Source organism: Serratia sp. FGI94, from assembly GCF_000330865.1.
Taxonomy (GTDB): domain Bacteria; phylum Pseudomonadota; class Gammaproteobacteria; order Enterobacterales; family Enterobacteriaceae; genus Serratia_B; species Serratia_B rubidaea.
The window spans coordinates 2343382-2363104 of the sequence record NC_020064.1 but is presented as its reverse complement, the minus strand read 5'-3'; the positions used below and the strand labels follow the sequence as shown (position 1 = coordinate 2363104).

The following is a 19723-nucleotide window of genomic DNA, read 5'->3' as shown; positions in this document are numbered from 1 at the left end:
GTAACATTGAAGTGACTTTAAATTTGTTACAGCAATCAAAATTTATACATGAAGTTAATTTATAAAATAATATTTATGTATAAGATATGGTTTAACAGAGTAGGACATTATAGTTCCAGTGGTGATCTGCGGGCTGAACCTGCGTTTTACTTCGTTTAATTCCGGACTGATAAATAGTCGTGCAAAATGATAGATCAACCTCTATTCATCGCGATAATTAATAATCCCCTAACTGGATTTATCGGCATAATATTAGAAAACAAAATTTTTGACAGCATGCAGTCCTAGCCTATTATTATCTTTCTTATAATTTCTTAATGCTTATTCAGCACACCACCTTCAGCGAATAACGTCAGTCTCTCCATGATGTAATAAATCATTGGATTCTCCCTTAATGCCATTAATTTTTATAAATACCTTCTGAATCATACATCCTCCTTGATCATACCCAGTCACACAGCCCGGCTGCCGCCGGGCTGTGTGCGATTACGCTTTATTCAGTTTGGCATTCACAGCCGCCGCGGCGGCTTCATAACGCTGCCGCATTTCCTGCGCCTCAAGGTGGTTGTCATACAGCGCCTGATAACGCTCGGCGCAGTAAATCAGCACGATGGGCAGCAGGCTGCACAGGTAAAACGGCACAAAACTCTGCGGCAGTTTCAGCGCCTGGAACAACAGGCAGATCGCCACGCTCCACAGCGCCACCGCTACCAGCCAGATAACCAGCCGCCACGGGCGCGCCAGCCTGGCGGTCAGCGCCCAAGGGGCGCAGGGCGCGAAGTCCGCCGCGATGTTGCCGATCAGCATATCGCCCAGGATCACATAGCGGCGCGGGCGAATGGCGAAGAAAAACATAAACAGCATCACTATCGTCAACAGAATCATAAACGCGACGATAAACGCCGGATTGCCGTAGCCGGCCGCCAGGCTGAACTCGGCTTTACGGCCGATGGGCAGCACCAGCGCGAAGTTGATCAGCAGCCCAAGCAGCAGATCCTCCGCTAGACAGGCGGGTAAGCGCCGCGGCCGCGGTGAATAACTGGCTTGGTCTTTATAAATGATCATCGCCTGACGGATTAAAAAAGGAATGGAACGCTCCAACTGCCAGAGCATCACCGCCGGCAGCAGCACCACGCCCAGCAAAGCAATCAGCGGATAGCGGTACTGCGGCCCGCACAACCACACCCCCAAGCTCAGCAGCAACACCACGCCGAGCGTCACCAGTGAGGCGGCCAGCGGCTGATAAAACAGCCGGAACGCGCCGCCCAGCGGCATATGCTCAATACGTCGCGCAATCTCCTCCGGTGTTTCGTACACCCGCATGGTAAAGACCGTGTAAACCCAGTAGCCGCGCCCATCACGCATCATGCTCCAGACGATCGACAGACAAATCGCTCCCAGCCCGGCTACCATCTCCCACAGGCTGATATCGATCACATTACGCAGCAGCGATGAGGTCAGCAGCGCGGAAACCACCACAACCGGAATGCATGCCGCCCGCAGGTAGCGCGTACTGAAGGTATCAAAATTCGGGATCATCCGCGTTACCCTGCCTGCTGCTGCACGTCGCGCTGCAGCTGATAGTAATGCTGAATATCATGCCCGCTGTCGGCGGCGTAGTGCTCATGCAGCAGATGGCTCAGCGTTTTTTTATTGCCGATCTCCAGAAAACGGCGATAGCCCATGCCTGACCATAGGTCCATACTGTCGCGCCAGCGCACGGTATCGGTCAGGTGATGCGCCAGGTTTTCCTTTATCTGCGCTATGGCGTACTCTGCCCGGCCGCTACGGTTCATAATCACCGGGCAGCTCGGCGAGGAGAACGGCAGCGCTGCCAGCGCCTCACGCATCTGCGCCACCCCTTCAGCCATCAGTGGCGTATGCCAGGCGCCGTTCACCGCCAGCTTGATGGTGGTCACGCCCTGGCGCGCCAGCTGACCGACCAGCGTTTTCAGCGCCGCGACATCGCCGCCGACCACCTGCTGCTGCCGGCCGTTATCGCAGCAGACATTCAGCCTATCGCTCAACGTCATCTCGTCGATCAATCGCCGCAGCGTTGCATATTCGTACGGTTTCACCACATACATCGCCCCTTTACGCTGTTCCGCCAGTTGCTGCATGATGGCGGCTCGCCGGCTGACGGCGCGGAACAGGGTTTCCAGATCCATGACGCCGGCCGCGTACAGCGCGCTGTATTCGCCGGCGCTGTGGCCGGCATAGCCGCTTTCCAGCGGCGCTTGGCGTTCACGCAACAGCGTCAGCATCGCCGTGTTGACCGTGGTGACCGCCAACTGCTGATACAGCGTTTTGGTCAACCGCATCATCGGCCCTTTCTGACACAGCTTGCGTACGTCGATACCGGAAATATCGCTGGCGCAATCCCACACCGCGCGGGTGCCCGGCGACACATCGCATACATCGCCGCCCATGCCAACCATCGGCGCCCCCTGCCCCGGAAAGAGCACCACCCAGCCTTCGGCCTGCGTGGGCGTCATACAACGATTACCAACTGATTCGCATACCTGCATACAAGTTTCCTTTTTCGCCAAAGATGCCAAATTCGCTGTCCCTGCGGCCAACGCTGGCGATGGCGCCAGCGTACAATTCAATATTGTTTTTCATCGGCGCGCGGAGATGCACATTCAGTACCGTGCTGTAATCGATCAGATTGGCCATGCTCGACACGGCCCCATCGATCTCCCCGACCCGTTCCTTGTTGGTACGGGTATAAAACGTCAGATAATGTTTGCCGAACAGATTGCCGCCGCGGCTGACGTTGGTGTTTTCCGCCGCCATCAGGTGTGAATACTGCCGGAAACTGTCACGCACCACCGGCAGCCAGAACGGATCCAGTATGTTGGCATAGCCACCATTGACAAACTTGATGGTGTCGGTGTTATTGCGCCATTCACTGCGGCTATAACCCTGGCTTTGACCATAGTATTCCACGCCGAATTCCGTCTGCGCGGCGGAGGTGTAGCGCAGGCCGACGCCGATCTCCCCTTCGACGCCCTTGCCGTTAATCCGGTAGGCCTCTTCCCGGTAGATCAGATCCTCACGCATACCGCGCGCGTAGCGACTGTCCAAGTGCCGCCAGGTTTCTCCGTGGGATAGTGACCCCTCGATGCTGAAAATCAGGTTGTCGCTCAGGTTGCCGCTGGTGCCCAGCGCCAGCGTTTTTTGCTGGCCTGCCAGCAACGATACCGTCGGGTTGAACTTGTTCAGCCCGGTCGAGGTGTAGCTGGCGTAATAGCGCTCGCTGCCGTTGGTGCGCAGCAGCGCATTCCATTCCGACGCGGCCTCGCGTCGCTGTGAAAAGCGCCTCAGCTGCGGCAACACCGCCAGCGTGTAGGATCCCTCTTGGCGGTACAGCGTGCCGCCGGCACCGTAGCTGCCTTCATCGTATAATCCACGCCAGCTGTCACCGGTGGCGTACACCCGGGCGGTGCGCAACCCACCGCTGAAGTTGCGCAACACATCCAGCGGCGAGCGTGAAAACAGATAGCCGCTGGTATGGCGCAGTTTGCCCAGATCGAGATACAGGTTATCGCGCAGCGCCAGGCTGGCCACCAGTTCATTAAGGATCGCCACGCCCTGCTGCCGCTTATCTTCCAGATCGCCGGGAGTGCGCGCCTGCTGCGTATAGGCGCCGCTGGCCTGCCCCTTGATGCTCAGCGTTTCGCCAAGGGTGCAGCGCGCCACCGACGTCAGATACAGATTGACGAAGGCGTTGTTGCGGAACGCCGGATCGTCAAACTTCCATAACGATCCGGACGTCAGCGCCCCTACGCCCTCCACGCCGGCGAAACCGCGCTGCAGGCGGCACTCCGCCGCCGCCCAGGCGCTGTCGCTGCAGGCCAGCAGCAATAACCCCATCAGCGGCAGCCGGTTGACGCGGATCATCCGTTCAGTCTCATCAGATACTCTTTCTGGAAGTTACTCTCCGGCAGCGATTCCAGCACCAGGTTGCTGTATTGCATCGTGGTGTAATTATCCTTGCGCAGCGCGTCCTCCACCACGATGGTGCTGGGCCGCATGCGCCCCAGCACCTGCTGATAATTGCGGTAATAAGAACGTTTAATCAGCACGCCGTCCGCCGACAGGAAATCCGCCCGTCTGGGGTTACCGCTGTCCTTCTCCACCCAGTAATCGACCGCCGGATAGGTGACGTAAGGCCAGCGGCGCTTCAGCGTCAGCTTGTAGCAGGTTTTGTCGCCGCAGGCCTCTTCGCCGACCAGCGTGGAAATGTAGGAATAGTCAAAATCCGCCGCCACCACGTCGCCGTTGGAAACCTGTCCCATCAGCCGCTGCTGACGCGATATCGGGATCGGCCGCCGCAGATCGGGGGCGTAATACCACATTTTGTCCAGGTCGGAGAGCAGCGCCTTGCCGCGATCGCGCGCCGGTGAGACGAAACGCACCAGCGCGCGCGCGTCGCCTTTCGCATAGCGTTCCGACGGTTTATAAAAACGCATCGAAATATCCAGTACCTGCTGGTTCTCGATAATATCGCGCCCGCCGCGGTGCTCGGTCAGCGTCAGGGTATAGCGGAACGGCTGCTCCGGCGCCCTGACCCGGTCGGCATGGCGGATAATGTCGCGCGCGTGCTGGTCTTCCTGCGTCAGTTTCTCCAGCTCGGCGCGCTCCAGCGACTTCGGCAGCGACTCGCCGGCCCACGCGCTCAGCGAGGAGGCGCAGAGCAGCCAGCCGGCAATCATTGAGATTCTCATGGCCAGTTCTTCCGTAAATTGGGGTTAAGCTTCCAGCGACATGCCCAGATCCGCCGTCAGCGTGGTGCCGCGTATGGCGCTTGAACGATCGGAAATCAGGAACGACACGATATCCGCCACTTCCTGCGGCTCCAGCAGCCAGCGGCGCGGCGAGTGTTCGTAACGGTCGTGCAGCGAGGGCCACAGGTCTTTCAGGAACTGCGCCATATCGGTGTTGACCATGCCGGCGCACACGCCGTTGACGCGGATATTGCGCGGATACAGTTCCACTTCGAGGTAGCTCACCAGGTTCTCCAGCGCCGATTTGGCGATGCCGAGCGGATATTTCGGCAACACTCGCTGACTGCCCATGCTGGAAATGGCACAGATCGTGCCGCCGTCGCTCATCAGCGGCGCCACTTCCTGTACGCAGGCGGTATTGCCAATCAGGTTGGTGTTGAACAACAGCTTCCAGTCGCTGCGCGTCATCTCCATAAAGCCTTTGAACGGCGCGGCGGCGGCGTTCAGCACCAGGTGGTCGATGCGTTCCACGCCGTCCGCCCGCAAATTTTTAATCATCGCCTGAATATCGCGCGTTTCACCGATGTCGGCCTTCGCCAACCGCACCCTGACGCGGGTTTCCGCTGCCTGAAAACGCTGCAGGTTGGCGGCACTTTTGCCCTGATCTTTGCGGTAGTTGAGGATCAGGTCATAACCTTCCGCCGCCAGCGTTTCCGCCACGGCCATGCCGATGCCGCGCCCTGCGCCGGTAATCAGTACGGTTTGTCCTTTAGTCATTGATGTTCTCCCTGAGTGTTAAACGAAACGGAACGCTTCTGCGATCACCAGTTTTGAGGCGCGACGCGCCGGAATAATGGAAGCAATCAACGCGGTCACCAGCGGCAAGGCACAGGAGAACCAGAACAGATTGATGTCCTGATCCCACATGACAAAGGCCAGATAGCCTTGGGTGTAACCCGGCGACGGCGGCATCGGAATGCCGTTGATATTGATGATGGAGGCGATCAGAATGCCGAAGCTGACGCTCAGCACCGAGCCGATAATGCCGATAATGATGCCTTCCAGGACGAACAGGCGGCCGATATAGGATTGGCTCAGCCCCAGCGCCCGCAGCGTGGCGATCTCACGCGTGCGCTCCACCACGTTCATCATCAGGGTGTTGCCGATCATAAACACTACGATCACGCTGACGATGGATTTGATAAACAGGAAGATGCCTTCAAACAGGTTCACCACCTGGTGGTAGAACACCGCCAGATCGTCCCAGGAGCGCGCCTCCAGCGGCAGTTGCCGCTGTTCGATCAGCCGGTTGATCTGCGCCAGCACCGCCGGCGTCTGCTCGGTGTCCTGCAGCATAATGATGATTTTGCTGACGTCGCTGGTCTGCAGCAGGCGCTGCGCGGTTTTCAGCGGCAGTTTGATCGCCGTATCGTCATACTCTTTAATGCCGGACTGGAACACGCCGCGCACCTGAGAGGACATGGCATTCTGCCCGCCCTGCGGGTTCACCACCAACATATCCACCCAGTCGCTGTAGCCGGCCGCCAGCGTGCTGGCAATGCCGGAACCGATGGTGATGTCCTGCTGTTCGACGCGCGACAGGTCGCTGCCGGAAACAATGCGGTCCAGTGAGCCCAGCACCAGCGAGGTTTCCGGCTCAATGCCCACGCCGGTAAAGAAGGTCGAGGTGCCGGTATCGTACTGGGAAATAATGCCGGAAAACGCCAGTTGCCCGGTGACGGTGGCGATCTGCGGCGCGATCTGTGCATCCGCCAGCAGCAGTTGCTTCACCTCATCATAGTTTTTAATGGTGTACTGCAGCGAGTTGTTGGCGCCGCCGGTGAGATAGCCTTTCTCATACAGCTGAATATGACCCAGGTTGGTGCGGATGGTTTGCTCCCGCAGCGCCCAGAACGAGTAGTCGACGAAGCCGCCGAAAATAAACACCGCCACGCCGCCCAGGGTGATGGCCAGCAGCGTCACGCCGGAACGCCGGCGCTGGCGGAACAGATTGAGGAAGGTGTAACGGATATCGGTCGGCTTGCGCAGCGCGGTGACGATCACCACCAACAGCGCGTACACGATAATGATGTTGGAGATCCAGAACAGGATATTCATCATAACGCAGCCTCCGCCAACGGCTTGAGCACCAGGCTCAGCTCAGCCGGCGCCCACGCCGGCGCCGGCTGATTGCGCAGCGCCAGCAGGTGCCGTCCCTCGTCACCCTGCTCGCCCAGCACCGCCCAGGCCGCGACGGCCTTCTCCTGCTGACGGCAGGTTTCCAGCGCGCGTGCCGCCATCAGCGTCACCATCGGCCGCAGCGCCGCCGGCAGCGCTGCGCTCTGCTGCAGATAGCCGGTATCTTTTATCGCCACCACGCAGCGGCCGTTGTCGGCCGGTACAAAAGCGTCCATTCGCGCCCGCAGAAAACGCAGACGCCAGTTGTCTTCATCGGTTTCCGCCGCCTCGTCAATATAGAAAAAGCCCAGCTTGGAGGCCTCGGCGGCGCGCAGGTAATTCTTTTTGTTTAAAAAATCCGTGGCGATAAACAGCTGTCCGTAGCCGTAGAACATCTTGCCGGCGCTGTAGTCCGGATGCTGCTCAAACTGCGTCTTCAGGCTGACAGTCGCGCGGTTCAGCTCGGCGATCGGCGCCTGGGCGCTCACCGTCAGTATCGTCTGCAGCCGTTCGTTCCCCGGCATCGCATGCTCCCCGGCGATGACCGTGGCGCTGACGGCCAATAACATTGTTACACCGTAACGCTTAAGCATTGAGAAAGTCATTGCTCAGTTCTCCGTCCTTGATTTCCAACACGCGTCTGGCCTGATCGCGCAGCTGCAGCGAATGGGTCGAAATCACAAAGGTGGTTTTCAGTTGTTGGTTCATCGTCAGCAGCAGGTCGACAATCTCCTGTCCGGTGCGGGTATCCAGGTTGCCGGTCGGTTCGTCGGCGACGATCAGACGCGGGCGCTTGACCAGCGCGCGCGCAATGGCCACCCGCTGTTGCTGGCCGCCGGACAGCTCACCGGGCTGGCGACGGTAGTGATCGATCAGCCCCACCTTCTCGAGCATGTCCATCACCTGGTCCTGCGCCACGCGGCGGCTGAAGCCGTTGAGCATCAGCGGGTAGTAAACGTTGTCGAACACGCTCAGCACCGGCAGCAGATTGAAGAACTGAAAGACAAAGCCAATTGCGTCGGCGCGCAGGCGCGCAGTCTGCTTATCGTTTAACGTTGCCAGATCGTTGCCCAGCAGATAGACATGGCCGCCGGTCGGATAGTCGATGCCGGCCATCAGATTCAGCAGCGTGCTTTTGCCGCTGCCGGACGGCCCGCACAGCGCGATAAACTCGCCGTCATGAATCTCGGTGCTGATGGCCGCCAACGCGGTGATGGCGCCAGGCCCTTTACCAAAGCGTTTGCTGGCCTGTTGCAGGGACACCACGGGTAAGGGTTGCGCAGCGCGTATTGTCATAATCCTTTTTCCTGAACGTTGGGCGGTAAATGGGAGGCCTCCGGCACCAGCCGCAGGCGATAATCGGCAGAAATTTCGTACACCAGATAGCCGTCCCGGTTGACCCAGGAGCGGTGATTGGCGTCCCGCCGCTGGCCGCTGCTGACAATCTGGCACAGACCCGGCGTCGCGACGCCGTCGCCGGGCAGCGTCAGCTCGCCGACGTCGACGTAACGGCTCTCGGCCTGCACCACTTCGCCGTCAATCGGCATCAGCATCCGCTGGCTGCCGTACGCCCCCGCCTGCTGCAGCGCGCAGGGTTTGGGAAAACGCAGGGCGAACAGCGGGAAATCAAACGTCGCTTTGGCCACCGTCAGCGTCTCCGGCGGTTGCTGGTCGCGGCGCACCGTCAGCGTCAACGCCTGCGCGCCGGGTTGCCAGCCACCGCTGACCTGGCGCGTCTTACCGTCATTATCTTCCTCAATCCGGTAGCTGAACCCACCGTCGGCGCCATAGCGCACCTCATCGCGGTAGCGGTACTGGTGCGAACCCAGCAACCCCCGCCAGCGGAAGCGAATGCTGGCCTGCTGCAGATAACTGTTACTGTCCGGCTGCCAGCGCTGGCTGACGCGGTACTCCCCGATTGGCGCGTCGCCGCGCAGCGGCAGAATGTGGTATACCGCCTGATAGTCAGGCCGCGGCGCGGCCGAAAGCGGCATGGCGGCGAGCAACAACAGTAACGTGCCTCTCTTCATGGCATCGCCTCCGTCAGCCAACTCTCCAACAGCCAGGCGCCGCCCTGCCCATCCAACACGCTCAGCAGCGCATGGCCGGGCGACGACGGGAACTGCTGCAAATAGCGCCAGAACAGCGCGGGGTTCATGCAGCCGCTGTCGCCGTACAGTTCATTCAGCGCCCGATGACCCAGCGTGGTGGGCAGGCGATCGAACGCCCGCTGCTGCAGCTGACGCAGCACGCCGGCCGGCGGCGTAACGCCCAGCACCTGCCGGGTATTGGCACCGCAGTGCTGTAACCAACCATCCGCCAGACAACGCGCGGCCTGTCCTGCGGCCTCCGGCAACCGCAGGTAGCGGCTGATGTGCAACCAGGGGCCGTCGGGGGCGGTTTTTTTCAGGATCAGACAGCCGACCCGCTCAACGCTGGCCTGGCTGTTGCCTTGCGCGCCAGCGCGCAGGCGGGCGTAACGCTGCATCTCCGAAAAGACCAGCACCGGGATGCTGCGGAAATGGCCGCAGATAATCACGTTGTCGCTGAGATCGCTGTTCAGCATGTCCTGTGCAATGAGCAGCGCGCTCATCAGGCCGTTGCGCTCTCCGCGCAACTTGCCGCTGAAGCCGTTGATACCGTAGTCGCGCACGATATTTTTCGGCAGGATGTCGACGCTCAACGCATCGCGCCAGCTGTTCACCCCTTCGAAGGTGGTGGTTTCCCCCCAGGAATCGACGTACAACAAGGCGTTGCGCTCATGGCGTAGCTGGAACTCACCCTTGGCGCCCAATTGTGCCACCGCCTGATGGCAGGCGTCCCCCAGACCGTTCAGCCAGTCGCGGTAGTTGGTTTTGCGCAGCGCCTCGGCAGGCTGTATGGCGTCGTCGATACCGAAGCGGCGCAGCAGCCACTGGCTGCTGCCGGCCCTGGCGTTAGCTTTCTTATATTGCGCCGCTTCCCAGACGTTGAACCAGGTGGGTTGAAAACGCTGCAGCAGCGTATCCGGCTCCAGCAGGGAAAAACCGGCCAGGCGGACGGCGTTCGGCGGTATTTGACGTTCAGACGGATTACTCATTGATGCCCTCCCGGCAGTCTGAGAGCACCATGGCGATCACCGACCCGTCCAGCCCAATGCCGGACTTGAGCAGGTGCGGCGTGTGCAGCGGCAGCGGCGGCGCATCCATGTGCACGTGGATCGGCAAGGTCGCGTCAACCGGGTGGCGGCCGGTGGCGGCCAGCAGGCGCCGCTGCAGCAGCGCATCCGCCGCCAGCATAAAATCCAATACGCCGCTGCAGGTGGCAACATAGCCCGCCTGCCCCTTGTAGCTGACCACCGGGATGCCGTTTCTGCCCCAGACTTTCTGCAGCGCCATCGCTTCAGCCTTATCGCCGGCGACAGTGCCGTTAGCGTGCGGCAGCGCACAGGCGATATCCTGCGGCGTCAGGCCGGCCGCCCGCAAAGCACCGTCGATGGTTTGCGCGATAGTGCGGAAATCGGCGGTAAAGGCACCGCCGCGGCCGCCGCTGCTCTGGCGACACACCGAACTGCTGATGGCGACCGCCGGGACAACGCCACGACGCCTGGCATGCTCTTCGCTTTCAATCACCAGCGCCACCGCACCGTCGGCCAGCAGCACGCTGTTGTCCTGATTGTTGAACGGCTGCGACTGGCCGTTGCCAAGCATGCCCTGCCCGCCCATAAACACCACGTCCTGCAGCACGATCTTCAGCCAGCCGACCACCAGCGCCACCTCGGTCTGGCCGGCGGCGATGCCGGCCTGCGCCAGATGCAGCGCCGTCAGCGAGGAGTTGCTGGCGCTGTATACCGAGGTTGGCGGCCAGTCAAGGCGGTAGGCGTCGACAAAGCGGTGCGCCAGCGCGTCCTGCGCATAGCTGTCAGCGTGCAGCTGCTTGATCGCCGGGAAGAACAGCAGGTCTTCCGCGTCGTTGCGATCCTGATAGCCGGCAAAGTCGGCAATATTCGGCCGCATGCCATTGCCGGCCAGAAATACCCGCACGCGCGGCCCCTGCAGCGCGGACGCCGGCAGGCCGGCCATCGCCAGCGCCTCGTCAATCACCGGCTGCAGCTGCCGCCACGGCGCGGCGTCGGCACACGCCGCCCGCGCCGTGTGCGGGTTATTGCCCAGACGCAGATTTTGCCAGTCGTCGTCGTTGTCGAACCAGGGAGCACTCGTCGCGCAGCGTCCGGCAGCAATCGCCTCAATCAGCGTCGGAACATCGGCCGCCAGCGGGCTGCACTGCCCCCAACCGCTGGCTATCACCCGCTGTTTCACACTGCCTTCCTCAACACCACCGCGTAGTGGTTGCCGCCTTCAGTGGCGCCGATCACCAGCGCCGTATTCACCGCCTGCTGCAGCGGCGCGGTCACGAAATGGAAATCTTCGGCGCAGAACTCCTGCGTATACGGGATCGGCAGAATTTCACCGCGCTGCATAATTTCGCTGACCACGGCAATATTCAGCAGGCCGATGCTCGATTCGACCAGGCCGAACCAGCCGTTATAGTTGACCAGCGGCACCCTGCGGCGCGCCTCACCGAGGCTGCGGCGCAGCGCATCGATTTCCACCGCGTTGCGCAGCGGCGTGCCATCGCTGGTGCCGCACACCAGATCTAATTCATGCGGTTCGAGCCCCGCTTCCTGCAGCGCCTGTCCGATAGCGCGCGACAGCGAGGCAGACCGGGCCACAACATCATGGGGGTCAAAGAAGCAGCCGTCATTGTCTTTGCCATAGCCGATGATTTCGGCGTGAATATGCGCCCCGCGCGCCTGAGCATGGTGCAAATCTTCCAGGAGCAGCATCGCCGCCCCCTCACCCGGGATGTAGCCTTGTGCATGATTGCTGTACACCTGAAAAGCCGTCGGATCGCAGGTCAACTGCAGATCGCCGCTGAGCGCCTGCAGATACACCGCGAAGATGCTCATATTTTCATCCGCGCCGCCGACGATGACCTGCGGCTGCAGCGCCTGACGCACCAACTCGTAACCGTAGGTCAGCGCCCCTAATCCGGCATTAATGCCGGTCGCCAGCGAGGTGTTATACCCCTTAATGCCCTCGGAGATGGAGCAAAAGGTGGAGATGGCGTTCATCAACGAACCGGGGAATTCCGAGGTCCGCACCTTGGTCGGATCCGGGAACAGGCTCTGCAGATAGCGGTCCACCGTCGCCTGCGGGCCTTTGGACATGCCGAGGATCATGCCCAGCGTCTGGCCGTCGCGCTTGATTTTACGCCCGGCGTCGTTCATCGCCTGCGTCAGCGCCAGCAGCGCGAAGGTGCTGATCAGGTTGGCCTTGCGCGGGTCGAAACGACGTAGCGTCTTGCGTGGATCCAGATCGGTGATCTGATGCACGCCTGTCGCCTTGTCCAGTTCGCTGTCAATGTCCATACCGGCAAAACGCTGATTGAGGAAGGCGCGCGATTCGCTGTTCTTGTTGACCGCCCCCAGCATCTGTCGAAACTCTTCGCGCGTACTCTCGTCCAGCTGCAGCGACGTCAACCCGTCCGGCACCTGCTGCTGCCACATGCGCTGCAGCATCGCCTGCAGCGTGTGTCCGACGGCGCTGACCGCGCCCATCCCGGTGATCGCTACCCGCTTTGGCGCATAAACGCTCGGGGGGCTTTGCTCCGGCTTCACGCTGGCGATAACGCAGCAGTTGTTGCCGCCGAAGGCGTAGTTGTTTTTCATAAACAGCCTGACGTCGCCATCCTGGAACTCATTGGGCACATAGTTGAGATCGCAGTTGGGGCGCGGCGTGGTGAAATTGAGCGTCGGCAGAATTTTGTTTTCCGGCAGCGTCAGAAAACAAGCGATCATCTCAATGATGCCGGCGGAGCCGATATTGTGACCAACATAGGCCTTGGTGGAGCTGACCGGAATGTCCATGATGTTGGGAAACACTTTCTTCATCGCCAGCGTTTCACAGCGATCGTTGGCCTCGGTGCCGGTGCCGTGCGCATTGATATAGCCGATATCTTCCGGCGTCAGCGCCGCATTCTGCAGCGCGTGGCGCATCACCTGCACCGCGCCCTCGCCGCGCGGATCCGGTGCGGTTTCATGGTAGGCGTCACAGGAGGTGGCGTACGACACCATTTCGCCGTAGATGGTCGCGCCGCGCGCCACCGCATGCTCATACTCTTCCAGCAGCAGTGCGCCGGCACCTTCGCCGATCGACATGCCCGGCGAGCCGGAAAACGGGCTGGACGGCGTCCGTTTCATAGCGTGCAGCGCATAGAAGCCGGCGAAGGTCGGCAGATAGATAGGTTCGGTGCCCACCACCAGTGCGGTGCTGTTTTTACCGTTCTGGATCAGGTCATAGCCGATGCCCATGGCGTTGGTGCTGGCGGTACAAGCGGTCGCGACCAGCTCAAAGCCGCCCTTAAGTCCCAGCAGCGATGATACGATCGCACTGCACGAGGCGAAACTGCCGGAAATAATCGCCTTCTGCAGTGAAAATGCCTCCATCCGCTGCTCAATCAGCGGGATAAAGGCTTCGGTGCCAGCCGAGGAGACGCCGATGATCAACGCCGTTCTGTCACGCAGCTCGCCCGCCGGCAGGTTCCCCTGCTCTAACGCCTCATGGCCCACCTTATAAGCCCACAGCGCAGCGTTATCCAGCGAGGCAACCATCTCGTCGGACAACCCCGGCCAGCTCAGCGGCTGCAGCACTTCCGAGGCGTTGGCGTCTTCAAACCACTCCAGGTATTTTTTGCTCGGTTTAATACCGCAGGTTTTATCGAACAGCGCCTGCTTGAATTCAGGCACGTTGGTGGCGATGGAGGAGAGATGCCCCATCCCGGTAATCACCACGCGTTTGCGAGTAACAGTCATAATGTCTTCCGTGTCATGGTTCCGTGTCGGCAAACCGACGCGCCCCACCGGGCGCGTCGTGAGCGTCAGGCCTGCTCTGCCTGGTCCTGCGCGGCTTTTTCCGCCGCTTCCTGCTCTTCCTTGATGCGCTGCCATTCAAACTGCTGCAGCAGATCGCGCGGACGCGTGCTGTCGACGTAGCTGTGCTCCGACGGGTTGATCAGGAAGCTGTAGTTACGGGCGAATGGCACCGCGGCGGTGTTTACCGCCACCAGCGCATCGCCGCACTGCACCTGATAGCCGTCGATATCCGCCCAGGCCCAGGCGTTGTGCAGCATCAGACGCCCCAGACAGGCGTCCAGATCGGCGGAGTAGTCGCAGACGATTACTTCGCCGATGCACTCGCCGTTCAGCAGCACTTTATCGCCGCGCTGCGGCATCGGCTCGCTGCGGCCGGCCAGGGTCATGCCGACGGCGCGCTGGGCGACGCCCTGTTCAACGCGCCCGCCAATGGCTTCCTGGCCGGTGAACCGATCTTTGTCGTAACGCACCGTCCACTGCATTTGCAGCTCGATCGGGCAGCGGCTGTAGTCATTGAACAGCCCTGGCTCCCAGCACGGGTTCTCCAGACGGGCCAGGCGCTGATAGTCCAGACCACCGGTGCGCAGGTCGAACTTCTCACCAGCCTCCAGCAGTTGCTGCCAGACGTCGGCCAGCTCATCGCGCGGCCCCATCAGCTTGTAGGAGAATTCGCCATGCTTGCCGCTGCGCAACAGGATCAGTTCGTCAACGTGCATATGCTCCTGAAACGGCAGGCCAATCACGTCCATCCCGTACAGTTCCGCCAGCAGCTCCCAGGCGTAAGGGCCTTCAAGATGCAGCACGCCCCACTCCGGCGTCAGCGGCTCAATGGCCTCAATCTCGTCAAACTCTTCCTCGTTGCCCGCCAACTGGTCGCGCAACAGCTGGCACAGAGCTTCACCGCTCATCCACTCGGAAATCAGCAGGAAGCGCTCGTCATCGCAGGCGATGTACAGATCGCTGACGATCATGCCGTGCTGGTCTAGGATCAGACTGTACATCGCCTGTTCGTCGCGGATAGAGGAAACGTCGCCGGCGACCACCTGGTTGAGCAGCGCCCAGGCGCTGTCGCCGCTGACGCTGGCAATACCGAAGTGCGAGTAGTCGACCAATAGAATGTTCTTGCGCAGCGCCTGATGCTCTGCAACAGCGTCGAAGTAGCGCAGCGGGACGTTCACGCCGTTACGTTCGCCCATGATGGCGCCATTTTGCTGATGAATATCGATCAGTTTCATGCCTTCTCCGCCTCTTCCGCTACCTTGTCTGCCGTCATTTCGTTTTGTTTGGCGATCACAAACGACGCCAGAGTGTTCACACTGCGCATATAGGAAGGATCGTCGCCCTCTTTGACCCGGATATTGAAGATTTCATCGAGCAGTACGATCACCTCGGTGGCGTCAACCGAATCCAGTTTCAGCCCACTGCCGAACAGTGGCGTATCGTCATCGATCTGTTGTACGCTCTGATACAGATTGAGGCGCTCAATCAGCCCCGCCTTGATTTTTTCCAGTACCTGTTGTCGTTGTTCAATTACGGCGTTTAGCCCGGTGTTACTCATGGTGTTGCTTCCCCACGGTTAATTAATCTGGATGCCCTTGGCTTCCGCAATGCTGCGGTCGATGCGGAAATTGACGATGCGGCCGGCGCAGGCGATATGACGCCCGACGCGGGCTTCCACTTCGTAATGGTGGAAGCCGTTGGGATCGGCGAACGCCAGTTTGCTATGCACTTCAATGGTGTCGCCCGGGTTGACCACGTGCCGATACTTGACGTCCTGCGACGCCAGAAAACCGATAATGCGGTGGCGCTCGGCCATCACCCGTTCGATCCCTTCGGCGTTCGCCAGCGAGCGCGCCACCTCGTCGAATTTCTTCAGCGTCGTTGCGGTTTCCCGCTCATGGCGCTGGCAGTAATCGCACAGCAGGCTGAAATATTCGCTGGCCTGGCCGAAAATCTCGGCGATCAGCACGCCCGGCATCACCGGGTTATCCGGAAAGTGCCCTGGAATATAGGGTTCATTGAAGGTGACGTGCTTGATCACGGTGATCGAGCCTTTCTCGCCGGGGGTAAAATCCACGATGCGATCGACCATGAAGATCGGTGCGCGCCAGGCCCCCATCCGTAGTAGCACCGAAGGGGGAACCAGACTTTTGTTATAGTTAGCCATGCGACTTTCCTGTCAATTAACGCATGATCAGGCCGCCATCAACGATCAGGGTCTGACCGACGATGTAGCTGGATGCGTCCGAGCTTAAAAACGCCACCACGTTGGCAATCTCGTCAACATGACCAAGACGCTTAAGTGGTATGGCGGACATCACGTTGCGCACAATCTGGCGCGGAACTTTCTTCACCATGCGTGATTCGATCATCCCCGGCGCCACCGCATTCACACGCACCCCTTTGGTGGCCATCTCGGCGGCCAGCGTGCGGGTAAAGCCGACGATACCGGCCTTGGCTGCGCTGTAGTTAGTCTGGCCGAAGCTGGACGTGACGCCCGATACCGACGAAATATTGACGATCGCCGCCTGACGCGCGAGGCGCAGCAGGCGCATACACTGCTTGGTCATATTAAAGGTGCCGTACAGGTTGACCTTGATGACTTGATCAAACTCCTCAAAGCTCAGGGCGCTGAATAAGTTATCTTTATAAATACCGGCATTATTGATTAATACATGAATAGAACCGGCCTCGGCCTCGAGCGTATTCACCAGTTCATCGACGGATTGAACCTCCGATACATTGCACTGATGAATATTTAACGCCTGACCCTGCGGGTGTTTGACCTTTAATTTCTCCAGGCCGCTAACGTCGTTATGGTAAACCGCATACACCGTTGCGCCACACTCAAGATATTTCTTGCATATAGCCAGACCAATATCTCCGCTTGCGCCGGTAACCAGCACATTTTTCCCGTTTAGATCAGGATATATCGCCATAAACAATCCTTTATATTAACACGTCAACTAAATGCCGCCGCGGCAATAGCATGCGTACGGCAATGTGAAATACTCAGCGTTGATTGCGCCAGACCACGTGCTTTCATCTGGCGGGCAAACTCACCGGAGAAGAAATAAAAGGGCCGGCCTAATTCATCGTGGCACACTTCAATGTCATGGAAGGCAATACCGAGGCGGAATCCGGTGCCCAGCGCTTTCACCGCAGCCTCCTTGGCGGCCCAAAAGCCCGCAACGCGCTCGCAGTTGTGCGCAATGTCGCCCAGCTCACGCCGTTCATCATCGGTTAAAAGACGGTACAGTAATTTATCTCCGCTGCGCGTTATTGCTGTTGCGACACGATCTATATCTATAATATCGACACCAAGATTCACTCTGACTTTATCCTTAGTCATTAAATCCAAAAAATTATTACCCGGCGAATGCGGACAATACTTAACGGCAGGAATGAAGGACATCCATTCCTTAATAGGTTGAGTGCAGTTTTCATTGAGTAAATACGGCGGGGTTCCATCCGCGTCTGGTGGGGAATGTTAGCGCATGTTATTTCAAACAATCAATAAAGCACTAAATAAAAAAAAACCATTCACATCAAATTGGAACTTTAAACTGATATTTGGTCAATAAGAAAAACAGATGCATTAAATAAAGATAACTAACGAGACGAAAAACCATAAAGTCGTAAAAATCAAATATTATATTCTATGAGAATTTTCCTTATGCATTAAAATCACCCAAGTCATTAGGATTTTATTGATAATAACCGAGAAATTATCCGGAAATTGATTATAAATATAGAATCCGTCCAATAATTAGGCTGGTCTGATACTTTATTGCAGCGAATAAATAAAGTCACACTCACGCCATCCCTGATGCCGGATGGCGTGACGCGCGCTGAACCTTACTTCGTCAGTTGGGTGGAGTAGTTGGCCGGCACCCAGCGATAGCCGTTGCCCTCACGCTGTACGTGTCCCAGCCCCGGGAAGGAAATATGCGCGGCGGCAACCCAGAAGCCCTCCTTCGCCGCCTGCGCCAGGATGCGTTCACGCGTGGCTATCGCCTGTCGCCGGTCAACGTCAAAGTGAATCGCCACCTGCGGATCCGGCATCTGTACCGCTTTGGCATGAATAATATCGCCCCACAGCACCAGCGTCTGCCCTTCGCTCTCCACGCGGTAGGTAACGCTGCCCGGCGTATGGCCGTAGGCCGCCTGCGCCTGAATGCCCAGCGGCAGCCGCGCCGGGGCGCTGAAGGTTTTCAGCTTACCTGCGGCGATCAGCGGGTTAAGCGCATCGGCGGATTCTTTAAAGGTGTGTCGCTGGCTCTCTTCCACCTTGCTTTGGTTGGCATCGTTCAGCCAGAAGTCCGGATCGCGCCTATCGACATAGACATCCGCATTGGGGAACGTCGGTTTGCCCTGCTGCGACACGCCGCCGGAGTGGTCGCCATGCACGTGCGTCAGCAGTACCGCATTGATGCTGTCGGCCGGGTAACCCGCCGCGCGCAGGTTTTCCAGCAGGTGGCCGCCATTATTGCCAAACAGCTGACCGGCGCCGGTATCCACCAGCACCCGCTGCTTGCCGTCATCAATCACGAAGGTGTTGAGCGAGGTTTCCGCCTGCGGCGTCATTGCATCCTCCGCCATGCGGCGCTGCAGCGTTTCCTTGTCGATCGGCACCAGCAGCCGATCGAGCGGAATGGTCACCGTACCGTCAGACACCGCAGTAACGGTCAGTTTGCCCAGCGTCATGCGGTAATACCCCGGCGCCTGCTGTTTTGTATCAGCGGCCTGCGCCGCAGCAGTAGTCATCAGCAGGCCGACGGCCAGCACTAAATGTCGTTTCATAGCTTCCCCATATGATATTTAACGTCATCTTTAACGCTGGCAGAGATTATTGTATTGTCCAATAACATCATTCAAATTGATTGGGCTGATTGTGAAAATCAGAGAAAATGATTTTAGTCGTATCGACCTGAATTTACTGACGGTATTACTGGTGCTGTACCGTGAACGCAGCGTGACGCGCGCGGCACAAAAGCTGTTTCTGGGGCAACCGGCGGTTAGCGGCGCGCTGGCGCGCCTGCGTGAGATGTTTAACGATCCGCTGTTTGTCCGTTCGGCCAAAGGTATGGAGCCGACGCCGCGCGCCGTGTCGCTGGTGGCGGAGCTGACGCCGCTGATGGAAAATATGCAGCAGGTGCTGTTTCAGCAGCCGGAGTTCTCCCCCACCCGCGCCCGGCAAACCTTTCGCCTGGGCGTGACCGACTGGGTGGAGAGCTGGCTGATCCCGCCGCTGTATCAGTTTCTGCGCCACCACGCCCCCGGCGTCCGTCTGCAGGTGACGGCGACCGATCCGTTTCAGGATGCCGCACTGCTGATGCGCGACGAGATCGATTTGGCGATTTCGGTGGCGGTTGACGCACCGCACGCGGTGGTGCGCCAGGTGCTGACCACCATGGGTTACCAGACTTTCTGGCACCCACAGCAACAGCAGCCGCCAACGCCGCTGACGCTGGAGGCCTATACCCGCGCCGACCATCTGCTGGTTTCCTACCGCGGCGCTGACAGCAGCCTGATCGACCGTCAGCTGGCCACGCTGGGTAAACGCCGCCGGGTGGTTTACACCACGCCGCACTTTGCCACGCTGCCGCAACTGCTGCAGCGCAGTGCGGCCTTCGCCACCGTGCCCGCGGGGCTGGAGACAAACTGGCGACAGCATTACGGGCTGTGCGCCAGCCCGCCGCCGCTGGAGATCGCGCCGTTTGAGGTGGCGATGCTGTGGCACCGCCGGCGCGACCATGAACCGGCGCTGCAGTGGCTGCGTCAGACGGTGAGCGCGCTGCTGGCAGAGGCCGATCGCGGCGGCTGATAGCGTAAACAGACGGCGATTTTGCCCCGTTTTCCCCTCTTTGCTTTCCTTACGCGCGCATTACAGTGACCGTTG

At 59.4% G+C, this 19723-nt stretch carries 19 protein-coding genes; 1 reads left to right on the top strand and 18 read right to left on the bottom strand.

All coding sequences use genetic code 11. The annotated features are described in order from the left end of the window. Positions 1 to 486: 486 nt before the first annotated feature. From D781_RS10740 to D781_RS10655, 18 genes are all read right to left on the bottom strand, one after another. Positions 487 to 1539 (bottom strand): hypothetical protein, encoded by a 1053-nt coding sequence (locus tag D781_RS10740; protein ID WP_015672347.1) that lies wholly within the window; start codon positions 1537 to 1539, stop codon positions 487 to 489. A gap of 5 nt (positions 1540 to 1544) precedes the next feature. Further along, positions 1545 to 2495, bottom strand: coding sequence for an ACP S-malonyltransferase (locus D781_RS10735; protein ID WP_102024974.1), 951 nt, complete (start codon positions 2493 to 2495; stop codon positions 1545 to 1547). Between the two features lie 7 nt (positions 2496 to 2502). Beyond that, positions 2503 to 3903 (bottom strand): hypothetical protein, encoded by a 1401-nt coding sequence (locus D781_RS10730; protein ID WP_015672345.1) that lies wholly within the window; start codon positions 3901 to 3903, stop codon positions 2503 to 2505. Further along, complete coding sequence (locus D781_RS10725; protein WP_041411803.1) at positions 3900 to 4730, bottom strand: outer membrane lipoprotein-sorting protein; 831 nt, start codon at positions 4728 to 4730, stop codon at positions 3900 to 3902. Before D781_RS10725 ends, D781_RS10730 begins: the two co-directional genes overlap by 4 nt. 24 nt (positions 4731 to 4754) lie before the next feature. Beyond that, positions 4755 to 5507 carry an SDR family oxidoreductase gene (locus D781_RS10720; RefSeq protein WP_015672343.1) on the bottom strand — a complete coding sequence of 251 codons (753 nt, stop codon included), beginning with the start codon at positions 5505 to 5507 and terminating at the stop codon, positions 4755 to 4757. 18 nt (positions 5508 to 5525) lie between these two features. After that, the gene (locus D781_RS10715) at positions 5526 to 6851 is read right to left on the bottom strand and encodes an FtsX-like permease family protein (RefSeq protein WP_015672342.1); all 1326 of its coding nucleotides are present in this window, start codon (positions 6849 to 6851) and stop codon (positions 5526 to 5528) included. Beyond that, positions 6848 to 7477: a hypothetical protein gene (locus tag D781_RS10710; RefSeq protein WP_051032582.1), complete on the bottom strand. Its 630-nt coding sequence runs from the start codon at positions 7475 to 7477 to the stop codon at positions 6848 to 6850. The genes D781_RS10715 and D781_RS10710 overlap by 4 nt, the downstream gene beginning before the upstream one ends. Positions 7478 to 7493: 16 nt before the next feature. Further along, positions 7494 to 8204, bottom strand: coding sequence for an ABC transporter ATP-binding protein (locus tag D781_RS10705; protein WP_015672340.1), 711 nt, complete (start codon positions 8202 to 8204; stop codon positions 7494 to 7496). After that, positions 8201 to 8938, bottom strand: a complete 738-nt coding sequence (locus tag D781_RS10700) for a hypothetical protein (RefSeq protein ID WP_015672339.1) — start codon at positions 8936 to 8938, stop codon at positions 8201 to 8203. The genes D781_RS10705 and D781_RS10700 overlap by 4 nt, the downstream gene beginning before the upstream one ends. After that, positions 8935 to 9987: a hypothetical protein gene (locus D781_RS10695; protein WP_015672338.1), complete on the bottom strand. Its 1053-nt coding sequence runs from the start codon at positions 9985 to 9987 to the stop codon at positions 8935 to 8937. Before D781_RS10695 ends, D781_RS10700 begins: the two co-directional genes overlap by 4 nt. Then, positions 9980 to 11206, bottom strand: coding sequence for a beta-ketoacyl synthase N-terminal-like domain-containing protein (locus D781_RS10690; RefSeq protein ID WP_015672337.1), 1227 nt, complete (start codon positions 11204 to 11206; stop codon positions 9980 to 9982). Before D781_RS10690 ends, D781_RS10695 begins: the two co-directional genes overlap by 8 nt. Then, positions 11203 to 13761 (bottom strand): beta-ketoacyl-[acyl-carrier-protein] synthase family protein, encoded by a 2559-nt coding sequence (locus D781_RS10685; protein ID WP_015672336.1) that lies wholly within the window; start codon positions 13759 to 13761, stop codon positions 11203 to 11205. The genes D781_RS10690 and D781_RS10685 overlap by 4 nt, the downstream gene beginning before the upstream one ends. 65 nt (positions 13762 to 13826) lie before the next feature. Continuing rightward, positions 13827 to 15056, bottom strand: coding sequence for an aminomethyltransferase family protein (locus D781_RS10680; RefSeq protein ID WP_015672335.1), 1230 nt, complete (start codon positions 15054 to 15056; stop codon positions 13827 to 13829). Next, the gene (locus D781_RS10675) at positions 15053 to 15379 is read right to left on the bottom strand and encodes a phosphopantetheine-binding protein (protein ID WP_015672334.1); all 327 of its coding nucleotides are present in this window, start codon (positions 15377 to 15379) and stop codon (positions 15053 to 15055) included. Before D781_RS10675 ends, D781_RS10680 begins: the two co-directional genes overlap by 4 nt. 18 nt (positions 15380 to 15397) lie before the next feature. Further along, entirely contained in the window at positions 15398 to 15988 is a 591-nt protein-coding gene (locus D781_RS10670) for a 3-hydroxyacyl-ACP dehydratase FabZ family protein (protein WP_015672333.1), read from the bottom strand. Positions 15989 to 16004: 16 nt separating this feature from the next. Beyond that, complete coding sequence (locus tag D781_RS10665) at positions 16005 to 16760, bottom strand: SDR family NAD(P)-dependent oxidoreductase (RefSeq protein WP_015672332.1); 756 nt, start codon at positions 16758 to 16760, stop codon at positions 16005 to 16007. Between the two features lie 23 nt (positions 16761 to 16783). Further along, positions 16784 to 17236, bottom strand: a complete 453-nt coding sequence (gene acpS, locus D781_RS10660) for a holo-ACP synthase (RefSeq protein WP_015672331.1) — start codon at positions 17234 to 17236, stop codon at positions 16784 to 16786. Between the two features lie 443 nt (positions 17237 to 17679). Then, positions 17680 to 18624 carry an MBL fold metallo-hydrolase gene (locus D781_RS10655; protein ID WP_015672330.1) on the bottom strand — a complete coding sequence of 315 codons (945 nt, stop codon included), beginning with the start codon at positions 18622 to 18624 and terminating at the stop codon, positions 17680 to 17682. Positions 18625 to 18715: 91 nt separating this feature from the next. Here D781_RS10655 and D781_RS10650 point away from each other — a divergent pair, with 91 nt between their 5' ends. Continuing rightward, positions 18716 to 19648: a LysR substrate-binding domain-containing protein gene (locus D781_RS10650; protein WP_343228821.1), complete on the top strand. Its 933-nt coding sequence runs from the start codon at positions 18716 to 18718 to the stop codon at positions 19646 to 19648. Positions 19649 to 19723: the final 75 nt, after the last annotated feature.